The sequence below is a fragment of the Dorea acetigenes genome (assembly GCF_025567385.1).
In the GTDB taxonomy this organism is placed as follows: Bacteria; Bacillota; Clostridia; order Lachnospirales; family Lachnospiraceae; genus Claveliimonas; species Claveliimonas acetigenes.
Genome location: NZ_JAOQJU010000017.1, coordinates 41,778 through 66,645 on the forward strand (window position 1 = coordinate 41,778; position 24,868 = coordinate 66,645).

General features: G+C 42.2%; 19 protein-coding genes, 7 tRNA genes and 1 pseudogene. 10 read left to right on the forward strand and 17 right to left on the reverse strand.

Annotation, left to right across the window (positions count from 1 at the left end; translation table 11 throughout):
- Positions 1 to 114: 114 nt before the first annotated feature.
- From OCV99_RS12400 to OCV99_RS12440, 9 genes are all read left to right on the forward strand, one after another.
- Entirely contained in the window at positions 115 to 426 is a 312-nt protein-coding gene (locus tag OCV99_RS12400) for a hypothetical protein (protein WP_158370961.1), read from the forward strand.
- A gap of 4 nt (positions 427 to 430) precedes the next feature.
- The gene (locus tag OCV99_RS12405) at positions 431 to 1,477 is read left to right on the forward strand and encodes a V0D/AC39 family V-type ATPase subunit (protein ID WP_158370963.1); all 1,047 of its coding nucleotides are present in this window, start codon (positions 431 to 433) and stop codon (positions 1,475 to 1,477) included.
- Entirely contained in the window at positions 1,474 to 3,423 is a 1,950-nt protein-coding gene (locus OCV99_RS12410; protein WP_158370964.1) for a V-type ATP synthase subunit I, read from the forward strand. The genes OCV99_RS12405 and OCV99_RS12410 overlap by 4 nt, the downstream gene beginning before the upstream one ends.
- 29 nt (positions 3,424 to 3,452) lie before the next feature.
- On the forward strand, positions 3,453 to 3,884 hold the full coding sequence (locus OCV99_RS12415) for an ATP synthase subunit C (RefSeq protein ID WP_158370966.1): 432 nt from the start codon (positions 3,453 to 3,455) through the stop codon (positions 3,882 to 3,884).
- 1 nt (position 3,885) lies between these two features.
- The gene (locus OCV99_RS12420; protein ID WP_158370968.1) at positions 3,886 to 4,194 is read left to right on the forward strand and encodes a V-type ATP synthase subunit F; all 309 of its coding nucleotides are present in this window, start codon (positions 3,886 to 3,888) and stop codon (positions 4,192 to 4,194) included.
- Between the two features lie 63 nt (positions 4,195 to 4,257).
- The gene (locus tag OCV99_RS12425; protein ID WP_158370991.1) at positions 4,258 to 4,851 is read left to right on the forward strand and encodes a V-type ATP synthase subunit E; all 594 of its coding nucleotides are present in this window, start codon (positions 4,258 to 4,260) and stop codon (positions 4,849 to 4,851) included.
- The gene (locus OCV99_RS12430) at positions 4,838 to 6,610 is read left to right on the forward strand and encodes a V-type ATP synthase subunit A (protein ID WP_158370969.1); all 1,773 of its coding nucleotides are present in this window, start codon (positions 4,838 to 4,840) and stop codon (positions 6,608 to 6,610) included. Before OCV99_RS12425 ends, OCV99_RS12430 begins: the two co-directional genes overlap by 14 nt.
- A gap of 14 nt (positions 6,611 to 6,624) precedes the next feature.
- Positions 6,625 to 8,007 (forward strand): V-type ATP synthase subunit B, encoded by a 1,383-nt coding sequence (locus OCV99_RS12435; RefSeq protein WP_158370971.1) that lies wholly within the window; start codon positions 6,625 to 6,627, stop codon positions 8,005 to 8,007.
- Between the two features lie 178 nt (positions 8,008 to 8,185).
- The gene (locus OCV99_RS12440) at positions 8,186 to 8,809 is read left to right on the forward strand and encodes a V-type ATP synthase subunit D (protein WP_158370973.1); all 624 of its coding nucleotides are present in this window, start codon (positions 8,186 to 8,188) and stop codon (positions 8,807 to 8,809) included.
- 56 nt (positions 8,810 to 8,865) lie between these two features.
- Here OCV99_RS12440 and OCV99_RS12445 read toward each other — a convergent pair whose 3' ends face one another.
- The 3 genes from OCV99_RS12445 to OCV99_RS12455 form a co-directional block, all read right to left on the reverse strand.
- Positions 8,866 to 9,870 (reverse strand): S-layer homology domain-containing protein, encoded by a 1,005-nt coding sequence (locus tag OCV99_RS12445; RefSeq protein ID WP_158370974.1) that lies wholly within the window; start codon positions 9,868 to 9,870, stop codon positions 8,866 to 8,868.
- A gap of 9 nt (positions 9,871 to 9,879) precedes the next feature.
- Positions 9,880 to 11,793 (reverse strand): 1,4-alpha-glucan branching protein GlgB, encoded by a 1,914-nt coding sequence (gene glgB / locus OCV99_RS12450; RefSeq protein WP_158370976.1) that lies wholly within the window; start codon positions 11,791 to 11,793, stop codon positions 9,880 to 9,882.
- 303 nt (positions 11,794 to 12,096) lie between these two features.
- Positions 12,097 to 14,535 (reverse strand): hypothetical protein, encoded by a 2,439-nt coding sequence (locus tag OCV99_RS12455; protein ID WP_465245503.1) that lies wholly within the window; start codon positions 14,533 to 14,535, stop codon positions 12,097 to 12,099.
- 910 nt (positions 14,536 to 15,445) lie between these two features.
- On the opposite strand from OCV99_RS12455, the pseudogene OCV99_RS12460 reads away from it, so the two are divergent.
- Positions 15,446 to 15,697, forward strand: a pseudogene (locus OCV99_RS12460) (response regulator); the annotation flags it as partial.
- On the opposite strand, the gene OCV99_RS18255 reads toward OCV99_RS12460, so the two are convergent.
- The 14 genes from OCV99_RS18255 to OCV99_RS12530 form a co-directional block, all read right to left on the reverse strand.
- Positions 15,664 to 15,846, reverse strand: coding sequence for a virulence RhuM family protein (locus tag OCV99_RS18255; RefSeq protein WP_262575579.1), 183 nt, complete (start codon positions 15,844 to 15,846; stop codon positions 15,664 to 15,666). The pseudogene OCV99_RS12460 and the gene OCV99_RS18255 overlap by 34 nt on opposite strands.
- Positions 15,847 to 16,008: 162 nt before the next feature.
- Positions 16,009 to 16,749, reverse strand: a complete 741-nt coding sequence (locus OCV99_RS12470) for a PD-(D/E)XK nuclease domain-containing protein (protein ID WP_158370979.1) — start codon at positions 16,747 to 16,749, stop codon at positions 16,009 to 16,011.
- 1 nt (position 16,750) lies between these two features.
- A complete protein-coding gene (locus OCV99_RS12475; protein ID WP_158370980.1) occupies positions 16,751 to 17,935 on the reverse strand; it encodes an ATP-binding protein in 1,185 nt (394 codons plus the stop codon).
- A gap of 114 nt (positions 17,936 to 18,049) precedes the next feature.
- The gene (locus tag OCV99_RS12480) at positions 18,050 to 18,670 is read right to left on the reverse strand and encodes a nucleoside recognition protein (protein WP_158370995.1); all 621 of its coding nucleotides are present in this window, start codon (positions 18,668 to 18,670) and stop codon (positions 18,050 to 18,052) included.
- Positions 18,671 to 18,747: 77 nt separating this feature from the next.
- Complete coding sequence (locus OCV99_RS12485; RefSeq protein ID WP_158370982.1) at positions 18,748 to 19,908, reverse strand: AI-2E family transporter; 1,161 nt, start codon at positions 19,906 to 19,908, stop codon at positions 18,748 to 18,750.
- Between the two features lie 3 nt (positions 19,909 to 19,911).
- Entirely contained in the window at positions 19,912 to 22,446 is a 2,535-nt protein-coding gene (locus OCV99_RS12490) for a cation-translocating P-type ATPase (protein ID WP_158370983.1), read from the reverse strand.
- 376 nt (positions 22,447 to 22,822) lie between these two features.
- Positions 22,823 to 23,812 (reverse strand): S-layer homology domain-containing protein, encoded by a 990-nt coding sequence (locus OCV99_RS12495; RefSeq protein WP_158370985.1) that lies wholly within the window; start codon positions 23,810 to 23,812, stop codon positions 22,823 to 22,825.
- 313 nt (positions 23,813 to 24,125) lie between these two features.
- Positions 24,126 to 24,198 (reverse strand) — tRNA-Lys (locus OCV99_RS12500).
- 34 nt (positions 24,199 to 24,232) lie between these two features.
- Positions 24,233 to 24,305, reverse strand: a tRNA-Phe gene (locus OCV99_RS12505).
- A gap of 4 nt (positions 24,306 to 24,309) precedes the next feature.
- Positions 24,310 to 24,383: transfer RNA gene (locus OCV99_RS12510), tRNA-Met, on the reverse strand.
- Between the two features lie 20 nt (positions 24,384 to 24,403).
- Positions 24,404 to 24,476 (reverse strand) — tRNA-Thr (locus OCV99_RS12515).
- An 18-nt stretch (positions 24,477 to 24,494) separates the two neighbouring features.
- Positions 24,495 to 24,576, reverse strand: a tRNA-Tyr gene (locus tag OCV99_RS12520).
- 17 nt (positions 24,577 to 24,593) lie between these two features.
- Positions 24,594 to 24,666: transfer RNA gene (locus tag OCV99_RS12525), tRNA-Val, on the reverse strand.
- A gap of 7 nt (positions 24,667 to 24,673) precedes the next feature.
- Positions 24,674 to 24,747 (reverse strand) — tRNA-Asp (locus OCV99_RS12530).
- Positions 24,748 to 24,868 lie beyond the last annotated feature (121 nt).

The window sequence follows — 24,868 nt, forward strand, 5'->3', positions numbered from 1 at the left end:
AGTAAACTTTGTACTAGATTTTTTCAAAAATAAGAGTATGATAATTATGACAATAATACCCGGATGTCTACACTATAATAATAGGTAGAAACGGGCATGAAAAGGAGGCATTCTATGAATTCTATTGTGAACCGGTTAGCAGATATTGAGTCAACCGCAGAAGCGATTGTAGCCCACGCTGAGGCGCAAAAGCCCTCGATTGAACGTGAGATCCAGGATAAGCGCGATGCATTTGATGCAAAGCTGGAGGCAGATACACAGGCAAAGCTTCATTCTATTCGTAGTGAAATGAAAAAAAACACGGACAGGATTCTGGAAGAGCAGCGCCTGAAAAACCGCTCCGCCATAGAGGCTCTGATTCAGGACTTTGAAAAGAACCATACGAAATATGCAGAGAATATTTTGAAACAAATTACAGAGGTATAAAACTATGGGAAATGTTATGGCTTACAGCGGCATTGTCACAAAAGTTCGTGCCATGCAGGCAAAGCTCCTGACGAAGGAGGATTTTGACAATATTGCCGCAATGAAAAGTGTTCTTGACATTATTTCCTTTTTAAAGGGAAAGCCCGCTTACTCCGAGCTTCTTAATCAAATGGACGAATCCCTCTATCACAGAGGAAATATTGAAAAAATTCTGTATCAGTCTCTTTACAACGACTATACAAGGCTTTTCCGTTTTGGCGGCATAGAGCAGAAAAAATTTTTAAAGCTCTATCTGAAGCGCTACGAAGTAGATGTAATCAACTACTGCCTGCGTATTGTCTTCAACCACTATGACAAACCATTTGATTTGAATTATAAAAAAGAGTTTTTTGACCGTTATTCTCAGATTTCCATAGACCGTCTGATTACTTCCCAGAATATCGACGAACTGGTAGATAATCTGAAAGATACGGAATACTATACTCCCTTGAAAAGGCTCCGTGATTCCGGCGCCGCAACGCTTTTTGATTACGACCTGGCGCTGGATCTTTACTATTTTACAACACTGTGGAAATCCAAACGCCGGATCCTTAAGAAAAAAGAGCTTGAGCTGTTTACCAGAGACTGCGGTTCCAGAATCGACCTTCTGAACCTTCAGTGGATTTACCGGGCAAAAAAATACTATCATATGCTTCCGCCGGATATCTACACTCTGACGATTCCGATCCATTACCGGATCCATGTAGATGAATTTAAAGCTCTGGTTGAGGCTCCTTCTGCTGATGAATTCCGAAAACTGATGGAAAGCACTGCCTATGCCAGAAAGTATGATTTCGAACAGAAGAAGACCATTGAACAGATGTACAAGGAATGTCTCTACCGGCTTTATATCGCCGACCGCAGGAACAATCCCTGGTCCATCGCATCAATTACAACTTACCTCTTCTTAAAAGAAGAAGAAATTTATAAATTAACCACAGCTCTTGAATGCGTCCGCTATGGTCTTACGCGGCAAGAGACGCTGGGATACTTAGGAGGTGTAACAAATTGATTGTTAAAATGAAATTTTTAAGCATCACCGGCCCCATCCATGATATAGACCGAGTCAGTGATGTCTACCTCTCAAAATATGAGATGCAGCTGGAACACGCGATTTCTGAACTTAAGACCACAGAAAACCTGCTGCCTTTCGTTGAGCTTAATCCTTACAAGGAGTCGCTTACCAAAGCGGAGCAATTCGTTTCCATGCTTCCCGAAGGAAATGCCAAACCTGATCTATCGCACACTCCGGAGGAAATGATGGATCTGATCCGCGAAGTCAATCACAATTACCTGAATTATCAGGAACAGATTGAAGCGCTGGAAAAGGAAAAGACTTCCCTTCACGAAAAATTAAACGTGCTGGAACCTTTCCAGCCACTGGATTTTGAACTCCAGGATGTTACCCATTACAAATACATGCGTGTCAAATTCGGGCGGATTGACGTAGATTATTTCCACAAGCTTGAAAAATATCTGTTCGAGGACCTGAATGCAATTTTCCTGGAAGGCGCCCGAGACGCTAATTACGTATATGGTTGTTATTTTACCGCCAACACGGACTCCGGCAAAGTTGATTCTGTGTTTAATTCCCTGCACTTTGAGAGGATATCGCTTCCCGAAGGATTCAGTGGGACACCGGCAACCGCCTACCAGGAGCTGTCGCAGGCTATTACGGAAAAATCCAAAGAGATTGAACAATTAGAAAAGGAAACGACAGAAATGCTTGCCGACAATGCTTCCAATCTTCTGGGCGCCAGAAAAAGGCTGGAAGAGCTGACAAATAACTTTGACGTCCGCAAGATGGCCGCAAGGATTGACGACAAAAATGACAAACTGGAAGATTACTATATTCTCTGCGGCTGGATGGGCGAAGATGATGTGAATGCATTCATTGAAGAAACCAAGAATGATGACAAAGTATTCGTCGTCGTGGAGGAAGATCGGGAGAAATTTTTCGGAGACCCTCCGACCAAACTTAAGAACCCAAAGATTTTCAAACCTTTTGAGATGTTCATCCAGATGTACGGCCTGCCCGACCACAGCGAAATCGATCCGACCATATTCGTAGCGCTGACCTATACCTTTATCTTCGGCGCAATGTTCGGCGACGTAGGCCAGGGATTCTGCCTGTTTGCCGGAGGTGGGATTCTCTACCTGCTGAAAAAAATAAACCTGGCAGGGATTATATCCGTAGCGGGGATTTTCTCCATGTTCTTCGGATTCATGTTCGGCAGCGTATTTGGATTTGAAAATGTTATCGAAGCTCACTGGCTAAGACCCGTGGAAGCAATGACGAAACTTCCTTTCGTAGGACAGCTCAACACCGTATTTGTCATCGCAATTGCCTTTGGTATGGGATTAAATATTCTGGTTATGATTTTCCAGATTATCAATGCCGTACGCAGCCACAACACAGGCGAGCTTCTATTCTCCAATAACGGAATTGCAGGACTTGTATTTTACGGCTTCCTTGTGCTGACCATCGTGCTCTACATGAGCGGCCACACCGTTCCGGGGAATATTTTCATGGTTATCTTCCTGGGACTTCCGATTCTTGCTTTCCTCTTCAAGGAACCTCTTACGAACCTTGTAGAGAAAAACCACAAGAAATTGGAAACAGGAAAAGTAATGTTCCTGGTACAAGGATTTTTTGAATTATTTGAAACCATGCTGAGTTATTTTTCAAATACCCTTTCCTATGTGCGTATCGGCGCTTTTGCAGTCAGCCACGCCGCCATCATGGAGGTGGTGCTGATGCTCTCAGGCGCAACAGACGGTGGTTCCATTAACTGGTTTGGAATCGTGCTTGGCAACCTGATTGTCTGTGGTCTGGAAGGACTGATTGTAGGTATTCAGGTTCTCCGTCTGGAATATTATGAAATGTTCAGCCGGTTCTACAAAGGAACAGGGCGGGAATTTAAACCATTCACCAACCATAGTGCAGGTCACAAATAAATCACCCATTTTTAAGGAGGTAAATTACTATGACATTAACAATCAAATTATTACTCATTGCAGCTATCGTACTTGGAATCATTCTTCCATTCGGTTACTATCTGATTGGGCAGAAGAACACTAAGCGTTACAAAAGAGCGCTTGGCGTCAACATTTTCTTCTATTTTGGCTGCTTCATTATCGCAGGCATCATGATGTTCGGCGGACATGTAGAAGCTGCTGACGCCGCTGCTTCCGCTGCTTCCAATGCAACAGGGTTCGGTTATCTTGCCGCTGCACTTTCAACCGGTTTATCTTGTGTAGGCGGCGGTATTGCCGTAGCGAGTGCCGCAAGCGCTGCTCTCGGAGCGATCAGCGAAGACTCCAGTGCACTCGGTAAATCCCTTATTTTCGTAGGTCTTGCAGAAGGTGTCTGCCTTTATGGTCTGATTATCTCCTTCATGATCATAGGTAGATTATAAGATGAAAATGTATTTAATCAGTGATAATGTCGATACTCTGACAGGAATGCGGCTTGCCGGCGTGGACGGCGTTGTCGTCCACGAACGTCCGGAGCTTCGGGAAGCACTGGAAACTGCCATGAATGACAGCTCCATCGGAATTGTACTTCTGACAGAAAAATTCGGACGCGAATTTCCGGATTTGATTGACGAAATCAAGCTTGCCCGCAAAATGCCCCTCTTAATTGAGATTCCTGACAGACACGGAACCGGACGCAAGAAAGACTTTATCACTTCTTATGTAAATGAGGCAATCGGTCTGAAGCTCTAAGCCAAAGACCTTATGATTTGTTACCATTCACAGCCCCAATTTGAAGAAAAGAAGGTGACCGACTTGACGATAGAAGAAAAACTTGCACATCTGCAGACCGCCGCCATGGAGGAAGCAAGAGCCGAAGGCAGCGCCATTATCCGGCAGCATCAAAATGCCCTGGAGGAACTGTTCCGGGAGCACCGGGAAGAAGCCATCCGCCAGTCTGAAACGAGGATTAAAGCAGAAACTACTAACGCAGAACAGCAAATCAACATGGCAGCATCCAAGGCACAGATTGAACTAAAACGTGAGCTTAGTAAGACACAGACCGACTTAAAGCAGCGCCTGTTTCAGGAAGTCGAACAATTGTTAAATGAATACATGCATACCGAAGATTACAAAAATCTCCTGGTATCTTATATTGAAAAGGCCGCCGCCTTTGCCGGCAGCGAGCCTATCACCATCTATATCAACCCGACGGACGAGAGTATAAAAGCCTACCTCGAAGAACACACCGGTCTGCTTCTTACCATAAGCAAAGAGGATTTTACCGGCGGTATCCGCGCCGTCATCCGTGGACGTAATATCCTGATTGATTATTCCTTCAAGGGTTCACTGGAAACTGCAAGGAGAAAATTCTTATTTGAAGGAGGTACGGGCAATGGAAAATACTAGAACAGGTATTATTTACGGCATCAACGGGCCTGTAATCTATTTGAAAGGAAATCCCGGTTTTAAAATGTCCGAGATGGTATATGTCGGAGAACAGAAGCTGGTAGGCGAAGTTATTTCTTTGGATAAAGACAGAACGACCATTCAGGTATATGAAGAGACATCCGGACTCCGCCCGGGCGAAACTGTGGAAGCAACCGGCTCCGCCGTCTCCGTCACCCTGGCTCCCGGAATTTTAAATAACATTTTTGACGGAATTGAGCGCCCGCTGGAACGCATTGCAGACAGCGGCGGTGCATTTATTACCCGGGGTGTCAGCGTAGATTCCCTAAACCGGGAGAAAAAATGGAAGACCCATCTCACTGTCAACGCAGGCGATCTGCTCCACGGCGGCGATATTTTCGCAGAAGTCCCTGAAACTCCTGCTATTATGCACAAATGTATGGTTCCGCCGGATTTGGAAGGCACAGTAACTTCCGCCGTTCCGGACGGGGACTACACCATCGATGAACCTCTGCTTACCCTGCAGCTTTCCGACGGAAGTACAAAAGAACTTACCATGACGCAGCGCTGGCCGATCCGTGTGGCAAGACCCACACATCACCGCTTCCCGGCAAGCGTACCACTGATTACCGGACAGCGTATCCTTGACACCATGTTCCCAATCGCCAAGGGTGGCACCGCCGCCATCCCCGGCGGTTTCGGAACCGGTAAAACCATGACACAGCACCAGATTGCAAAATGGTCTGATGCTGATATCATTATTTACATTGGCTGTGGTGAACGTGGAAATGAGATGACACAGGTTCTGGAAGAATTTTCCCAGCTTATAGACCCACGTTCCGGCAATCCCCTGATGGACAGAACAACGCTGATTGCCAACACCTCTAACATGCCGGTAGCCGCCCGTGAGGCTTCTATTTACACCGGACTAACTTTGGCGGAATATTACCGTGACATGGGATACGATGTGGCAATCATGGCCGATTCCACCTCCCGCTGGGCAGAAGCTCTGCGTGAGCTCTCCGGCCGTCTGGAAGAAATGCCTGCTGAAGAAGGCTTTCCTGCTTATCTGGCGTCAAGGCTTTCTGCTTTCTATGAGCGCGCCGGAATGATGCACAACTTAAACGGAACCGACGGTTCCGTATCCATCATCGGAGCAGTCTCTCCACAGGGCGGCGATTTCTCCGAACCGGTAACCCAGAACACCAAGCGTTTCGTACGCTGCTTCTGGGGTCTGGATAAATCACTGGCATACTCCAGGCATTTCCCAGCTATTCACTGGCTCACCAGCTACAGTGAATACCTGAATGACTTAGGCGCCTGGTACAACGATCATGTATCTCCTAAATTCGTAGATTACCGGAACCGCCTGATGGCGCTTCTGAACCAGGAAAGCAGCCTGATGGAAATCGTGAAACTAATCGGCGGCGACGTGCTTCCCGACGATCAGAAGCTGGTACTGGAAATTGCCAGAGTCATCCGTCTCGGCTTTCTGCAGCAGAATGCATTTCACAAGGATGATACCTGCGTATCCATGGAGAAACAGTTTAAAATGATGGACGTCATTCTCTATCTTTATAAAACCTGCCGGAAGCTGGTGGCCATGGGAATGCCTATGTCCGTTCTAAAAGAAGAGAATATTTTTGAAAAGGTTATTGCCATCAAATACGATGTACCTAACGATAACCTGCAGATGTTAGATATGTATAAAAAATATATTGATGATTTCGCACAGCGGGTCATGGATAAAAACGCATAAAGGAGAGACCATTTATGGCAATTGAATATCTTGGACTCAGTAATATCAATGGCCCTCTCGTTGTCCTTGAGGGCATTCAGGATGCCTTTTACGATGAAATCGTAGAATTTACCGTAGAAGGCAATACCAAGAAGCTGGGACGTATTATCGAGCTATACGAAGACAAAGCAATCATTCAGGTATTTGAAGGGACAGAAAATATGTCTCTCAACAATACCCATACCAAATTAAGTGGACATCCGATGGAAATCGCCGTTGCTCCCGATATGCTGGGACGTACCTTTAACGGTATCGGCGAACCAATCGACGATCTGGGACCTATCTCTTCCACTGACCACAGAGATATTAACGGTCTCCCACTGAATCCAGTCCGCCGGGAATACCCACGTAACTATATCCGCACCGGTATTTCTGCTATTGACGGACTTACCACCTTAATCCGCGGACAGAAGCTTCCGATTTTTTCCGGAAACGGTCTGCCTCACGACCAGCTTGCCGCACAGATCGTCAAGCAGGCATCCTTAGGCGACGGCTCCAATGAGAAATTCGCCGTCGTATTCGGCGCTATGGGTGTCAAGCACGACGTTGCCGACTTCTTCCGCAAAACCTTTGATGAAAGCGGTGTTGCCGACCATGTGTGTATGTTCCTCAATCTGGCAAATGACCCGGTAGTGGAACGTCTGATTACACCAAAGGTTGCCCTGACCGTTGCCGAATATCTGGCCTTTGAACAGAATATGCACATTCTGGTTATCCTGACCGACATGACCTCCTTTGCAGAGGCGATGCGTGAAGTCTCATCCTCCAAGGGCGAGATTCCATCCAGAAAAGGATACCCCGGATACTTATACAGCGAACTTGCAACCATCTATGAGCGCGCCGGCATCGTATCCGGATCGAATGGCTCCGTAACACAACTGCCGATCCTCACCATGCCAAATGATGATATTACTCACCCGATTCCTGACCTTACCGGATACATCACCGAAGGCCAGGTCGTACTGGACAGGAACCTGCACGGCCAGGCTATCTACCCGCCGATCAGCATTCTGCCTTCCCTGTCCCGTCTGATGAAAGACGGAATCGGAAAAGGCTATACACGCGAAGATCACCAGGATCTCGCCAACCAGCTCTTTTCCGCCTACGCTAAAGTAGGAGAGGCAAGGAACCTCGCCTCAGTCATCGGAGAAGACGAACTGTCCCCCGTTGACAAACAATATTTAAAATTCGGCAAAGAATTTGAAGAACGCTACATCGGCCAGGGGCGCACCGAAAACCGATCCATGATAGAAACCCTGGATCTAGGCTGGGAACTACTCGCCCTGCTGCCAAAAGAAGAACTCGACCGAATCGACACAAAGATAATAGAAAAATACTATCCACGTGAAACGGACTAGACGCGAAAGTTATCCCAGATGATGCTCGCATCAATCAGGGATAACTTTCATGTCTAGGCGTAACGTGACTTCAAGACCTCTGGTCTTGAAGTTCACGGCCGTTTCACGTGGATTAACATCACGGGTCACAGGTGCAACGTAACCGAAAGGCCGTTTCAAAATGTAAAGGGGGAACACTATGGATCCACGTGAATTTCCAACAAAAGGAAACTTAATACTTGCGAAAAACTCCCTCGCTCTTGCAAAACAAGGCTATGACCTTATGGATAAGAAACGGAACATTCTTATCCGCGAGCTTATGGATCTGATTGATGAGGCAAAAGGCATCCAGGAACAGATAGACACCACATTTACCAAGGCTTACGCCTGCCTGCAGCGTGCAAATATCGAGCACGGAATCAGTAAAGTAGAAGAACTTGCCTATACCGTTCCGATTGAGGACTCCATCCGCATTCAGACAAGAAGCATCATGGGAACAGAAATTCCCCACGTCAAATACGATGCGGCTCAGAACAAACTTACCTATGCCCTCGGAACTACTCATGAGTCCATTGATATTGCCCGGGACGCATTCCGCGAGGTAAAAGACCTGACAATTAAATTGTCCATGGTAGAAAATGCTGCCTACCGTCTGGCAGCCAACATCAAGAAAACACAAAAACGTGCTAACGCACTGAAAAATATCACAATTCCAACCTACAGCGCTCTTGTCTATAATATTACGAATGAACTGGAAGAAAAAGAGCGGGAAGAATTTACCAGACTAAAAGTAATAAAACGAATGAAAACCAAAAAAGGATAATAACAAAAAATCACGGCAGCGAAGACGTTCTTCTGCCGTGATTTTTCTATTAATATTTACCTGTATGTCTCCGTAAAACGCATGATGACGGCAGCACATTCTGCACGGCTTGCTCCTCCTTGCGGATCCAGTCTTGTTCCATTATCTTTTCCCGTAATAATTCCATTGCCCACTGCCCACTGCATTGCTTCATAAGCAAATTCATTCACACTGGCTGCATCACTGAAGCTGCTAAAATCCACTTTCATACTGGTATCATATCCCATGTACTCTGCATAACGGTACAGCATAACTGCCATCTGTTCCCGGTTTATATTATCCGATACACCAAACAAGCCGCTGTTAGAATAACCTTTTACCACATCAATGCTGTTTGCCCAGAGAATTGCCTGTGTATACCACATTGCATCCGGAACATCCGGGAATTTCTCTGCATATGTGATTTCCGGCATACCACTCATCCGATGCAGGATGACCGCAAACTGAGCACGGGCTAATGGCTGGGTCGGTCCGAACTCATAATCATTGAGTCCCTTCATGATTCCCTCATCGTATACATCCATTACATAATAATAATACCAGTCTCTCGTATATACATCCGCAAACAATTTGTCTCCAATATTCCATGTTTGCAAATCAATAGTTGAAAATCCGCCTCCCTCTGCTGAAACCTCTCCGGTATTCCTATTAACAGTAACCATGCCTGCCAATGTATTTGCAGCAAACATACTGGAGGTCGGCGGCACTCCCTGTGCCAAAAGCTCCTGCATTCTCTGGTCGGATATGGCAAATCGCAGAACAAACCGGTATTCTTTATTTGTTATCTTCGTCTCGCTGGGCGCTATCGTATAATCTCCATAATACGGCTTTTCCAGCTGATTTTTATAGTGTGCCTTCACAATCCGGGCTGCTTCTTCTACCGTCCAGGACATTTGCCCGCTTGTTTTTATGCTGTCTTCTGCCTTAACTTCTGATATTCCCCCTCCGATGTTACCCGGAAGCAAACCGGCTAACAATACACACAGCAGTACTGCTGTGAATTTCTTATATCCACTCTTCATACCTTCCTCCTAAAATTCAAATATAGCAACTCCGTATGGCGGCAGTTTATATGCAAAAGAATAGGGTCTTCCGTCACACTCCTTTTTCTCCGCCTTATATACTAACGGCCGTTCTTCTCCTTTTCCGCCATATTTCACGTCATCACTATTTAAAACCAGCTTATATTGCTTTCTCCTCGGCACGCCTACACGGTAATCATCCCTCGCCATCGGCGTAAAATTACATACAAACAACAGATTCTTCTTTCCATTCTTGGAATGCCGGATAAAGCTGTAAATGCTTCTGTCTTTATCGTCTGCATTCACCCATTCAAAGCCATCCCAAGAATTATCCTGTTCATACATCGCCTTGTTGCGTTTATAAAGATGCAGAAGATCTCTCACCCAATTCTGTATCTGTACATGCTCATCCTCTGCCAAAAGGAACCAGTCAAGCTCACGCGCTTCGCTCCATTCCCGAAGCTGTGCAAATTCCTGTCCCATAAAAAGAAGCTTCTTACCGGAATGTCCCATCATAAAAGCATATCCGACTTTCAGGTTTGCATATTTATCAAAACCAAGTCCCGGCATCTTATTCAGCATAGAACACTTCAGATGCACCACCTCGTCATGAGAAAGCACAAGGATGTAGTGTTCGCTGTACGCATAACTCATGGCAAAGGTCATATTATAATGAGCGCCTTTCCTGAAATATGGATCCAGCTTCATATATTCTGTAAAATCGTGCATCCATCCCATATTCCATTTCAGGCTGAATCCCAATCCGTCATCTTCCACAGCGCCGGTCACCTTCGGCCACGCCGTGGATTCCTCTGCAATCATAAGCGCCCCCGGATTCCGCCCAAGTACAACAGAATTCAGATGCTTGAAGAATCCTATCGCCTCCAGGTTCTTATTGCCGCCATATTCATTGGCAACCCATTCCCCGTCTTTTCTTCCATAGTCCAGATACAGAATAGATGCCACCGCATCTACACGCAAACCGTCTACATGGAATTCTTCAATCCAGAACAATGCATTGGAAATCAGAAAGTTTCGTACTTCATTTTTTCCAAAATCAAAGACCTTTGTTCCCCAGTCCGGATGCTCTCCCTTTCTCGGGTCCGCATACTCAAAAACAGGCGTCCCGTCAAAATCAGCCAGTCCGTGCGCATCTTTCGGGAAATGTGCCGGTACCCAATCCAGAATAACGCCAATCTTATTCTTATGAAAATAGTTAATCATCCAGGCAAAATCTTCCGGCGTCCCATACCGGGAAGTGGGTGCGAAATACCCTGTAACCTGGTATCCCCAGGAACCATCAAAGGGATGCTCCGCGATTCCCATTAGCTCAATATGCGTATAACCCATATCTTTTATATATTTTACAGCTTCCCTGGCAAATTCTCTGTAATTATAAAATCCATCCGGCGTACCGTCATCATGCTTCTTCCAGGAACCGATATGCGCTTCATAAACAGACATCGGCTGCTCTTTGTGATCCCAATTCTTTCTCTGCGCCATCCAGGCACTGTCAGACCATGTAATTCTGGAAAGATCCGTCACCCTTGATGCCGTTCCCGGACGCATCTCCGCATAATTTGCAAATGGATCTGCTTTAGAAATCCGGGCTCCGCTATACGTTTCAATAGAATACTTATACATTGCATTTTCCGGCACATCCGGAATAAAACAGGTATAAATTCCAAGCGGCTCCCCACGCTCCATTTCGTTCGCCGTCTCATCCCAGTTATTAAATTCTCCTATTACAGAAACAGCCTTTGCATTCGGCGCCCATACTGCAAAATACACCCCTTCTGTATCCCCGTCTTTTACCTTGTGAGAACCTAATTTTTTATATATCTCATAGTGATTTCCCTGCCCGAAGAGATAATGATCCAGTTCTCCGATTTCATATGCTTTAATTTTCTTCGCTTCAGCCATAATTCCACCCTCTCGTGTCCAAATATATACTCTAATTATACTTTATGGACACATAAAAATAAAGAGTTTTGACAGAAAATTGCTTTGCCAAAACTCTTTATTTTTTACCATTCACAGCACCCCACCAGCATGCGCACTCGTCGCATCTTCGATGCTCCAGTCCCGCTCCTGACGGAGCTAAGACTGCTTATACGGGTGGGTGACTGCTCCACAGGCCAGATTTGAAATCCAATATATCTTCTTACGTGCAAGCACGACGAATCCATATTAGATTTCAAATCGGCTGTGAATGGTAACCTTTTTTTAAATTCTAAAATCTTCTTCTTTCAGAATAATACGGTCAGATTTATCTGTTCCCTTTCCAAACATACGTCTCGCCAGATGTTTGACATTTGCCTTCTGAGAATGTTCAATTGCTGCATCCATAATTTCTTTTACTTCTGCAACTGTTACATTGTGATCTTCTCTCTGCATCACATCAATACGGCTATATAATGCAAGAATTCCCATCTCATCCAGCTTATATCCATTCTCTTTCGCATAGGTCTGTCCAAATGTTACCAGCTCATCATTTACAAATACCGGAAGTTCCAGTGTAGACGTGAATTTTCTCTTAAAAGCAGGATTTGCTGTAAACAATCTCTCCAATGGTTTTCTCTGATCTTCCAGAACAAACAATAACTCGCCTGTCTTTTTCTCCATCAGATAATTCAGTTCTTCCACTGTCTTAGTATTCATCTTTCCGGCTTTTTCAACGATAATCGCACCACCGCGCAATTTCTGAATAATGTCAGACAGATCTTTTTTATTCAAGGATTCTCCCGTAACAATTGCTACTTTACCTTGTTTCAGATTTCTCTGTTTCTGAATCGCCTTCACAATGTCAACTGCAAGAACCGTCTTTCCCGAACCCTTCTGTCCGATTACCAGAATATTTCCTACTCTGGATGTTCCTTCCCGCTGCTCGCGCCGGTCATTATCAAGAACTTCTACAATCTGTTCACTCATTCCTCTTACCGGAACGAAATAACTAAACAGCTTCTTCTGTTCTTCCGTAAGCCCTGCCTTCAAACCGATTTCACTGGTAGCGCTCAAATCGTAACGTCCTGTTACTACAAATCCTGTATCAAACGGAACTCCTGTCTTTCCTTTTTTAATTCTCCGCTGAATCTCTTCTTCCGTGGGTTCTTCAATCTCAATATCAACTTCTTTGATCTTAGCCCTAAGTTCTTCTTCGTCAAGTTCTATTGACACGTCTTCTTCCTCCTCGAAATCTTCAAATTCATCTTCATCTTCAATATCTTCAAACTCGCCCGTATCAAAGACATCAAGATTCTCAAATTCCTCTTCTTCATCAGACTCCGGCTCATCATAATCTGTCTCTATATCATCGTCGTCATAATCATCAACATATTCCGGCTCATCGTACTGATTATTGCCAAAAATGCTTTCCTCTTCTTTTTCCTTCTTTTTCTCGGCATAATCAAATTCCTTGAGAACAGAACCTTCTTCATCCAAAGCCTCTGTGACTTCTTCCTTCACTTCCTCCGCATCGGGTTCCGCTTTCTTCTGCGCCAGCTCTCCTTCTTCCAAATCCCGCATCAATTCCTGTAAATCCGGGGTCATCTCTTTCTCTGTCCTCTTCTCCACAAGCCTTCTTGCTTCCTGCTCTGCAAGCCGGTATGCTTCATCAGCGGCTTTCTGCTCCGCAATTTTCCGCGCTTCCTCCGCAGCCTTCTGTTCCTCCAGCCTGCGTGCTTCTTCTGCCGCTTTCTGCTCTGCGATTTTCCGCGCTTCTTCCGCAGCCCGCTGCTGTTCTTCCAATCGTCTTGCTTCTTCTTCTTTGCGCTTCTCCTCTGCCCTTCGCCTTTCCAGCAGAACTTCTTCATCCTTCTTCTTCTGATCTGCAATAGCCTCTGCATTCGCCTTCTGCTTCTCTTCCCATTCCTGAAGAATCTCTTCTATCTTCATCTGACCGGAGATACGTAGTGTCTCGTCTGTCTCAGCTCCGGTTTTATCACTCTGCTTCACAGAAAATACTCTTGTTTTTCCCAAATCTTCCGGCTCTTCCTTTACTTCTTCTGCGCTTTCTTTTGCACTTTCCTCTGTATTTTCTTCCGTATCTTCCGGCGTCTCGTCTGTCACAGGCTCCGGTTCTTCTTCCTCTAATATACGGTTCTCATATTTTTCTTTTTGAAGCGGAGTAAGCGGTTTATACTTCATCTTAAGCTCCATTGCCTGATATACATATTTTCCCTCGCTAAACCAGAGAATCAGGTCATCGCATTCCTCCAGACACTCCGCCGACTTCCCGGCCTCGTCATAAAGCTTCGCCAGCTCATATGCCCATTTCTCTTCATATTCTTCCTTTTTAAAATCTTCAAGCGCCTTAATTTGCTCTTCCAACGGAGCATTGCGTGCCTTAAGTATCTTGTATTTCAAAATGTATTGATTTGGATCCTTTGGCGCAAGTTTAACAAACTCCTCATAACATGAAGACGCTTCCTCTACATCCTGTATTTTAAGCGCCAGCGTTCCCAACCGAAATACAATCTTTCTGCTCGACGGTGACCTGTCAAAAGCAAGAAAAAGAATATCCCTGCTCTTCTTATTCTCCCCACAGGCTTCATAAATCTCACTTACACTATTTAACATAGAAATACTCTTTACACGGCGCCAGTCAATTGTATCTGCGATCTCCATTGCTTTGCTGTATTGCTTTTTTTCCATATGCTCAAGCATCTGCTCAGTTTTTACCCGATATTCATACTTATCCAATATTCTCACCTCGAATAACATATTTCGCAAAATTACTTTGTTCTAAACATAATCCAGCTCTTATAAGTTTATCATATGGGCTAATCAATGTCAAAATATATGCGATAAAATATTAAATCTGTGTTACAAAGATTACAATTTTTATACATGCCAAAGGTCTTTTTCTTCTGTCATAATAACAAAACAGCCATTATAATTATCCTTTAACTATAATGGCTGCTTTTTATTTAATTTTATCATCTTTATATTTAATCTCGGAGGATATTTTTTGATTCTGTTCTATAGCCTTTCTAATGCTTCTTTACGCATCTTCTTATATATTTGAATAATTGTGGTATCTTTCTTTTCAATATATTCTGCAGATGTGAATCTTCTTTATCCGGCTTCTCTGCTCCGAGTACGCTTTCATTATATTTTACCGGTTTTCTCTTTCTTCTTTATGATTAAGGCTTATCCTGTGAGAACCTTCATCTGCCATACCACTCATATATTGATTTGTAAATTCTGTATTGTCCAACGGTGTAAGCCTCCTTCCTTTTTAATCTTTCCTCATATAAAATCTTTTTTTCGAAATCCCTTTCTCGTCAGGATTTCTTTTGATTTTTTTCTTTCCTTTAGATTGATTATATATTAACACCTAAATCTGTATTTGTCAACACTATTTTTATATTTATTTTTAATTAATTTATAATTGTATTAATTGCATAAAATATTCTGTTTATTCAACCATCAGCACAGGGTCAGCGACAGCGCAGGCAGCTACGTTTAAGGGCTTAGGAAAATCTTAATAAAATCTAATGTAATTCATTGGGAAATTTAAAAAGAAAATTTGATATACTATAAAAAAGTTCACAACAGAAGATGGAGGGATTAGATGGCTGAAAAGGTTTTAGTCGTTGATGATGAACGCGACATAGCGGATTTGCTGGAGGTTTATCTGCAGAACGAAAATTATACGGTTTATAAATTTTATTCCGCCAGAGAAGCATTAGATTGTATCGAAAACAAAGAAACAGACCTGGCTATTCTCGATATAATGCTGCCAGATATTAATGGCTTTTCTCTTTGCCAGAAAATACGGGAAAAATACACCTATCCCATCATTATGCTGACGGCAAAAGACGAGGTCCGAAAATGCATACCGATATTATTTTTGACACGATAGCCAATCGCCAGTATCATTTGCAAATTATATATTTTTACCTCGCGTTGTACTTCTCTTTTTCCTTCTTTTTGAACTTGTAAGTAATTCTTACAAGTTGACTCCTCTTGCAATTCTCCGTCTTTATAAATATTTTTAATATGAAGTGTAATATTTTGTGATGAAGTCTGATATAGCTCCGCATTAACTAATTTTGTAGAAACTTGTCAAGCCTACAGGCAAAGAAGGGCTTGCGAGTCCCTCCTTTTAAATTTTTGAAGCGTTATCCATTCAAATTACATAATTTTAGGCTGATGAATAATAATATGTACATTCTTTTCCTTTATTTTTTCCTCATAACATTTCTTAAAAACCATAGGATTTTCTATAATCTTCTCTTTATCATATAAAAAGAAATAAATATTTTTAGCACTATAATGTATTATATCTGCTTCTATTTCTTCAGTCAGTTTCTTTAATTTCATATTTTCTCTGGTACACTTTATTTCTATCACATGTTCAGCATCAAGAAAAATATCTGTCCTGACCGTACCATATCCAGTATCCTCACTAACCTCAGCTCTTGCCATAGGATACAGCAGCTTGATACAAGCATATAATAAATGCTGTACATCATATTCATTTTTTATTTTCAAAGTATCCAGTTGCTCCTGCTGAATTCCTCCACGCTTATGTGGCTTTCGTTCTATTAAATTTTCCAGAAACAGATAAAAATTGTTTAGAATCTCAAGAATCTGTCCGTCTTTTTCATTATCGCATAACATATCTTCAATGTACGAAATCACCCTATGCTTTGCGGCTTCCATATTTTCTTTTGTCTCTCTATCAGAATATATATTTTGAGGATAATACGCGATTCTTTCCAGCGCAAGAATCTCCTGCGCCCCTATTCCAATTCCTTTCATATATCCCCGCAAAGATGCTACCGCGCTTTGAAACTGCTGATAATCTTTGGCATTTTGAATATATTCTATAGCTTGCCCTATACTTCTTATACTATTAGTACTGTAAAACATACTATTTACTACCGCCTCCCCACCGCAAATAGAATAAAAACAGCGGATCTAAAATATATAAAACGCCTTCCTTCCAGTCAAGTACCTTGAAAATATCTTCTCTTCCATGTAATAATTCCTGCAACTTAGCAAGACTTTCTTTAATCGCCTGTGGGGTTGGTTTTTTACAATCATCTGAGATCATACCATATATTCGTTTTTTTACATCCTCAAACTCTAATTTCATTATCGGAGGATTTTCCGCAATTGATTTTACGATCAGTTCATAAAGATCACAAGGATGTCCACCTTTTACCAGAAAAGTGTTCCTACTTTTCCCTCGTGTATTCGGACCTTTCTTCATCAATGATACAACGTCGCCATATTCAAAATTTGCCGTTGTATAACGATATGCTGTTTCTAAAATTTCCTGGCCGATCTGAGCATGCTGATTCCCCGACATTTCCAGTATTGTACAAATGTTAAGGCAAATATACTGCATTAACTGAGGAGAAGACAAACTTTCCACTGCAATCTGTTCTGCAATTTCATCTTCAATTTTTATCTCTAATCTGGAGAATCCCAGCATTGCAATTTCCTTTAAATCTGCCACTTCCCATGGTTCCATGTTGATCAAACTTAACCTTCCGGATAAGTCTGCATTCTGCCGGATCGCTTCATCTGCCCGGTGCGGAAGCGATACAACAATCGCTTTAAAACCTCTACGTATTGCATCCTTTAACTGCTGCGCGATCTGCATCCGCTTTTCCTCCGGAGCATAGTGGAAATCGTCTATTACCAGTACAAGATTTTCTTTTTTATAATACTCAATAATTTTATCCTTTGTCAAAGAAAACGTCTCTCTTTTCGTATATCTGTCACTGGTTTCCTCAATTTTCTTTTCTGACGCAAACTGCCCCTCATAAGCAAGTCCGGCCTTAGCCGCAACCAGCTTCCAGAAGTCCGTATCTTCTCCAAAATCCGCTCCCGAAATTTCTACTATATTTTCAAAACCAATTACCTTCTCACAAAGGATTGTTTTCCCCATTTTAGAAGGTCCAACTAACGAAGTTAAAAAACCGGAAACTTTAATCGCCTGCGTCAAACGAAATTCATATGATAAATCAGAGACTGCTGATTTTCGCGATATATAAGTATATTCTGGAAATGCACCCGGGCGAAATACATCTTCTGCACGCAGCTTCATATATTTATCCTCCTTTTATCCTATTTTATTTATTATAACATTTTTTTAATAAATTTAAACCTTTTTTATTCATTTTAATCCATTTTACTTGTTTTAATAATAAAAGCGAAGAGCCTACACCCTCCGCTTCTTACAATCCATCACCTTACAAAAAACAACCGCTACCCCCGTACTCACTGCCGTCGCCAATATCCCCGGCCCGACAATCGCCGTAGGATTTACGCTCCCGTACTGGCTTCGGTAGGCAATCACATTCACCGGAATCAACTGTAATGACGAAATATTCAATATCAAAAATGTACACATTTCATTACTGGCAGTTCCGCGCCGCCGCACCGGTCCGGGAAGTATCCCACGCCTTCTTTCTTCCTCCAGTTTCCCCAGTTCATCCATTGCTTTCAGACCCGCAGGCGTCGCCGCCCACCCAAGCCCCAGCACATTAGCAATAATATTCGTTGTAATATGTTCTTCTGCCGGATGTCCCTTCGGCATATCCGGAAATAAAAAACGTATAAGGGGACGCATTTTCCAGGAAAGACTTTTGACAATTCCGGCTTTATCAGCTATTTCCATCAAGCCTACCCAAAAAGACATGACACCCATCATCGTAATACAGAGTGCAATCGCTTCTTTAGAAGAATCCAACGCCGCATTTGTAATATCTGGCATCCTTCCTGTAAAGGCAGCATACACTACCCCAACAATAATCATTCCTGCCCAGAGATAATTCAGCATATTCTTCATCCCTTAAATTCCCATCTCTTATATATATGACGGCATCCTTCTATGGATTCCTGATTTTACTTTTTGATTTACTTGATATCCTTCGGATTGATGTGCTGCTGTCTTAATTTAATATACACCACCTCACGGAACAAAGCATATAAGACGGATACAAACGGTATAAAAACTAACATTCCCACGACACCCATCAATTTTCCGCCGATACTGACAGCCGCCAGAACCCAAATAGATGGAAGTCCCACAGAATTTCCGACCACATGTGGATAAATAAAATTTCCCTCTATTTGCTGCAATACTAAAAACAATATAACGAATATCATCGCCTTAAAAGGATCAACAATAAAAATCAAAAATGCTCCTATCACACAGCCGATAAATGCTCCGAAAACCGGAATCAGCGCTGTAAATGAAATTACAATTCCTATCAGAAGAGCATAAGGAATTCTCAGAATCGTCATAGTAACCACAAACATACTTCCCAGGATAATCGCTTCTACACACTGCCCGGTAAGGAAATTTGAAAATGTATTATAAGTAAGAGTAAGTACTTCAAGCGTTGCCTCCGCCTTTCCCTTAGGAACAAATGCAAACAATACTTTTTTTGCCTGAATATTCAATTTCTCTTTCTGCAATAAAATGTAACAGGAAAATGCAAGAGCGATGAAAAATGTGGCAATTCCGTTTACAATATTTTTTGCCATCACAAGAGTAGAGTCTAACATATTCCCGGCTCCTGTTTTAAAGAAATCCATTCCCACCTGCATTATCTTATTCCAATCAAACTCCAATCCGTCAATCCACGCCATCACATCCCTGTTATTATGGAAAATATCCTCTGCGAACATCTTTACTTTTGGAATAAATTCTTGTATACTCGCCCCAAGATTTGCAAAAGTTTTGCCAAGCTGAGGCGCCAGAACAAATATTATAAGACTGATAATCCCAATCACAAAAAGGAAAACCAGAATCAGGCTGACAGGTCTTGCAATTTTTCTTATTATTTTGGATTTTTCTTTCTTTTTTTCCGGAAAAAGGTGCCGTTCAATAAAATTCATCGGAACATTTAAAATAAATGCTATTGCACCACCCAGAATAAATGGAAAAAGAATTCCAAAAGCAAATTTCAATATTGCAAAAACAACGTCATATTTCCAAAAACATGCAATGACTATAGCAGTAAATACAATAATTCCTCTAATTTTTTTTAAATTACTTTTATTTAACTCCATCTACTATTTCCTCATTTTTTTCAGAATCTGGATGATAGGAAGATTCAGAAAGGCTAATCCATATACCGTAAAAAGCTGCCCTAAATCAAGGCTTACGACTTTAAATACACTTTGAAGCCCCGGTATCAGCATAACCGCAGTAATGAAAAATAATCCCAGCAAAAAAGCTCCTGTCAGGTACCTGTTATTAAAAAATCTATTTGTAAAAATAACAGGCCTGTCAGATTTACAGTTAAATCCGTGTACCAGACGTCCCGTGCACAAAGTTCCGAAAGCCATCGTACTTCCAAGGATACTTCCTCCTTCTCTCAGGCCAATCAGAAATGCCAGCATCGTTATAACACCAATACATAACCCTTCCGTCCCTATTTTAAAAAGAAAATCTTTTGTTAAAATCGATTCATTTTTCGGCCGCGGCTTCTCCTCCATCACCGCATTCGTATGTGGCTCCATCCCCAGTGCAATAGCCGGAAGACTGTCTGTCAGCAAATTAATAAAAAGGAGATGAACCGGGGCAAATGGAACCGGAAGACCTGCAATTGATGCAAAAAGGACTGTCAAAATACCTCCAAAATTACCGGATAATAAAAATTGGATTGCATTTTTAATATTTTTATAAACATTCCTTCCATTTTCTACTGCTTTGATTATCGTAGCGAAATTATCATCCGTAAGCACCATAGAAGCCGCATCCTTAGCAACTTCTGTTCCGGTAATTCCCATAGCAACTCCTATATCTGCCTGCTTTAGGGCAGGAGCATCATTTACCCCATCGCCGGTCATGGCAACAATATTTCCTTTCTCCTGCCATGCACGGACAATTCTTATCTTATGCTCCGGCGATACCCTTGCATAAACGGAAATACCTTCTACAAATTCCTGAAGCTCTTCATCAGACATTTCTTCAATTACAGCCCCTTCACACGCCTCTGAATCCTCCTTCAAAATGCCAATTCTGCGGGCAATTGCCGCAGCCGTCACCTTATGATCCCCGGTAATCATAATTGGCTTAATTCCTGCCTTTATACATTCTATAACTGCATCCTTAGATTCCTCCCTCGGCGGATCCATCATAGAAATAAGACCAAGAAAAGTTAATTGATTTTCATCCTCCAGAGTAATCTCCCTCTGGCTCGTCATTTCTCTATATGCAAATGCAAGAACCCGCAGACCTCCTTTAGAAAATTCCAGATTCTGTGTTTCTATTGCCTGCTTATCTTCTGCCGTAATTTCTCTTACATTCTCTCCTATTCTAATATAATTTACACAATCCAGCAGCACGTCTACGGCGCCCTTTACTACCATTGTACAGACTCCATCAAAATTATGAAGCGTAGACATTAGCTTCCTGTCGCTGTCAAATGGTATTTCCGATTTTCTCTCATATTCCGCCCTTACCTTAAGCGCATCTTTTCCTAATTTTTTTCCAAGATTAACCAGAGCTGTTTCCGTTGGATCTCCAATTTCCCTGCCATCTGTATTCGTAGAATCATTGCAGAGAATACTATAGACAAGAAGACGCTCCTGATTCTTTTCTGTCAACTGAATATTGTCAGCAGAAATTCTTTTTCCATCTACATAATAATCTTCTACCGTCATCTTATTTTGAGTCAAAGTACCTGTTTTATCAGAACAGACAACCGACACGCTTCCTAACCCTTCCACTGCCTGCAGTTTCCTGATAATTGCATGTTCTTTTGCCATTTTCTGCGTACCAAAAGAAAGTACAATTGTTACGATAGAACTTAAAGCTTCCGGAATTGCCGCTACTGCCAGCGCTACCGCAAATAAAAATGCATTTGCAGGTGAATCTCCCCTAAACACGCTGATACCAAATAAAATGCCACAGAAAATCAAAATAAGAATCGAAAGCTTCTTTCCAAAATCATCCAGATTTATCTGGAGAGGAGTCCGTTTCTCAGATGTATTTTTTAAAAGGCCCGCAATCTTCCCAACCTCTGTATTCATCCCTATGCCGGTTACCTGATAAGAAGCACGCCCATAAGTTACAAAACTTCCTGAAAATACTTTGTTAGTTTGATCGCCTAACGCTGCTCCTTCGGGCACTTCTCCCAAAGACTTCTCCACTGCCATACTCTCTCCGGTCAGCGCACTCTCATCCACTTTCAGACTGGCGCATTCTAACAATTTTCCATCTGCAGGAACACAATCACCGGCTTCCAGAACAACTTCATCTCCTATCGTAACTTCTCTCGCCGGAATTTTTTTAAGTATCCCATCTCGCATAACCTTTGCTTCCGGCGCCGATAATTCCTTCAGACTGTTTAAAGACTGCTCTGCTTTTACCGTCTGAACCGTACCCAAAATTGCATTAATCGTAATAACAATAAAAATAACTGCCGCACTTTCTGCTTCACCTAAAAAACCGGAAATAATAGCAGAAATAATCAAAATAAGTACCAAAAAATCCTTGAATTGTTCCAGGAAAATCCGAACAACACTTTTTCTTTTTCCCTCTTCCAACTCATTAAATCCATATCTTTTTTGGTTTTGTTTTACCTGTTCACTAGTCAGCATAGTATCTCCTCTCTTTCCGCAATAGAGTCCTCTTTTTATCTTTCCCACATTTGCATGTGGAAAATCCTATTTCATAATAAAAAGAGACCTCTATTGCATACTAAATATGCAATAAAAGTCTCACCATTTCATTACGATACGGATGATAATCATCGTACTGACGACATCGTAAACATTTTCCCTGCTCTCTAAACAAGAAAATGCCAGTTACTCCCTTTTATCTATAGATTAATATATTAAAAATTATATTTTCTGTCAACATTTTTATTCTACGAAAGACAAAATTTTTCTATTGTTTGATTTTACCACAAATTGAACACCGTGTAACAGTTTTAGCAGGTTCATCCACAACAAAAACCAGCTATGTACTACATTTCTATATATGTTCTTCCGTTGGTAATCCTTCATCTACAACGATACCCCATGTTTTTTCTATATATTCACGAGAAAATTCTTTCCCACAATCTGTGCACTTTTCTATCCAGTAATAACCATCGTATACTCTCTCTGTAGTATTACCAGTATGACCTTCGTCAAAATAATCTACTTTATGCTGTGATAAATCATTCACATCTGAAAAATACGCATGACATTTCTGACACTTATATAAGCCGCGCACATTCACATACTCTGCATAAAAGGTTCTATTCTTATGGCTGCATTCAGAACTTGGTTCACTCGGAGTTGTAATATTATTGTTATTACCACCGTCACCACTAGATGAACCATTTGAGTTGCCATTTCCGTTAAATCTTGAAATCATAGTTGCGCATACGGCACGGTTTACGGTTCCCTGTGGATTAATCTTTCCTTGATCTCCTGTAATAATCCCCTTAGAAATACACCAATTCATACCAGCAAGGGCAAACGCACTTACGGAACTTCCATCCGGGAAATTATTTGCCGTTTCGGAAATAGATAAATCATATCCTAATTTATCTGCATACCGGTAAAGCATCGTTGCAAGCTGTTCACGGGTAATATCATCTGCAGGACCAAAGTTACCGCTTCCATCGGTATATCCTGTTATTATTCCGAATTGGCTCGCCCATGTGACAGGAACAGAATAAAAGTTGCCGTCCACTACGTCATTAAAAAGTGCCTTATAAGAAGTTTGTGGTCTGCCGTACATCCGATAGATAATCGTTGCGAACTGACTTCTTGCCAGCTTTTGAGATGGCCCGAATGTTGTAGCATTTAACCCGGTCATAAGACCTTGTTCCGATACATCTTTCACATAAGAATAATGCCAGTCATTCTCATGCACGTCATTATAATCACTTACATCTTTTGCACTTACAGTTAATCCAGCACAAAGAGTCATGACTATAACCATTAATAGCACACCTATCTTTTGCAGTTTCATTGCGTTTTCCTCCTCTAGTATTTTCTGAATATAAAGCTTGCTTTAATCCTTCTATGCTTCTTAATAATTGTATCAATTTTTATTGGTGTATTCAATCATTTTAATTAAACCTGAATTATTTAAAGTTACACAATGAAAGTGGCCGAAAACCACATAGTTACTGTATCTTAAAGTGTAATCAAAAAATTCTAACACTTCGATACACTTGCTTTTAGCAAAGAAGAGAACGCTCATTGCCCACAAAGCCCGAAAATACGGGCTTTCCGCAAAAAAATATCCGAGGAATCAACTTCCTCGGATGCTTTAAAATCAATGAGCGTGCGGGGATTCGAACCCCGGACAACTTGATTAAAAGTCAAGTGCTCTACCACCTGAGCTACACGCCCATATTATAAATATATTATTTCTATACATAGAAAATGCCCAGAGCCGGAATCGAACCAGCGACACGAGGATTTTCAGTCCTCTGCTCTACCGACTGAGCTATCTGGGCAAAATTGCGGGGGCAGGATTTGAACCTACGACCTTCGGGTTATGAGCCCGACGAGCTTCCAGACTGCTCCACCCCGCGATAATAATTAAATTAATAAAAGCCGATGATCGGACTCGAACCGATAACCTGCTGATTACAAATCAGCTGCTCTGCCAATTGAGCCACATCGGCACAAGCCCTTAAGGCTAATGGATGGAGGTGGATTCGAACCACCGAAGCAATTTGCAGCAGATTTACAGTCTGTCCCCTTTGGCCACTCGGGAATCCATCCAAATTTTAGGTATTATATGGGACCTATAGGGCTCGAACCTATGACCCTCTGCTTGTAAGGCAGATGCTCTCCCAGCTGAGCTAAGATCCCATATAAACGACCCAGAAGAGACTCGAACTCTCGACCTCCGCCGTGACAGGGCGGCGCTCTAACCAACTGAGCCACTGGGCCATATATTTTTCAATGTACCTTCAAAACTGCATATAAGAAATACTTTTCAATCCATCTTTTTCCTATCCACCTTGCTTTGGTTATGCCCTCGACCGATTAGTAACAGTCAGCTCCACATGTT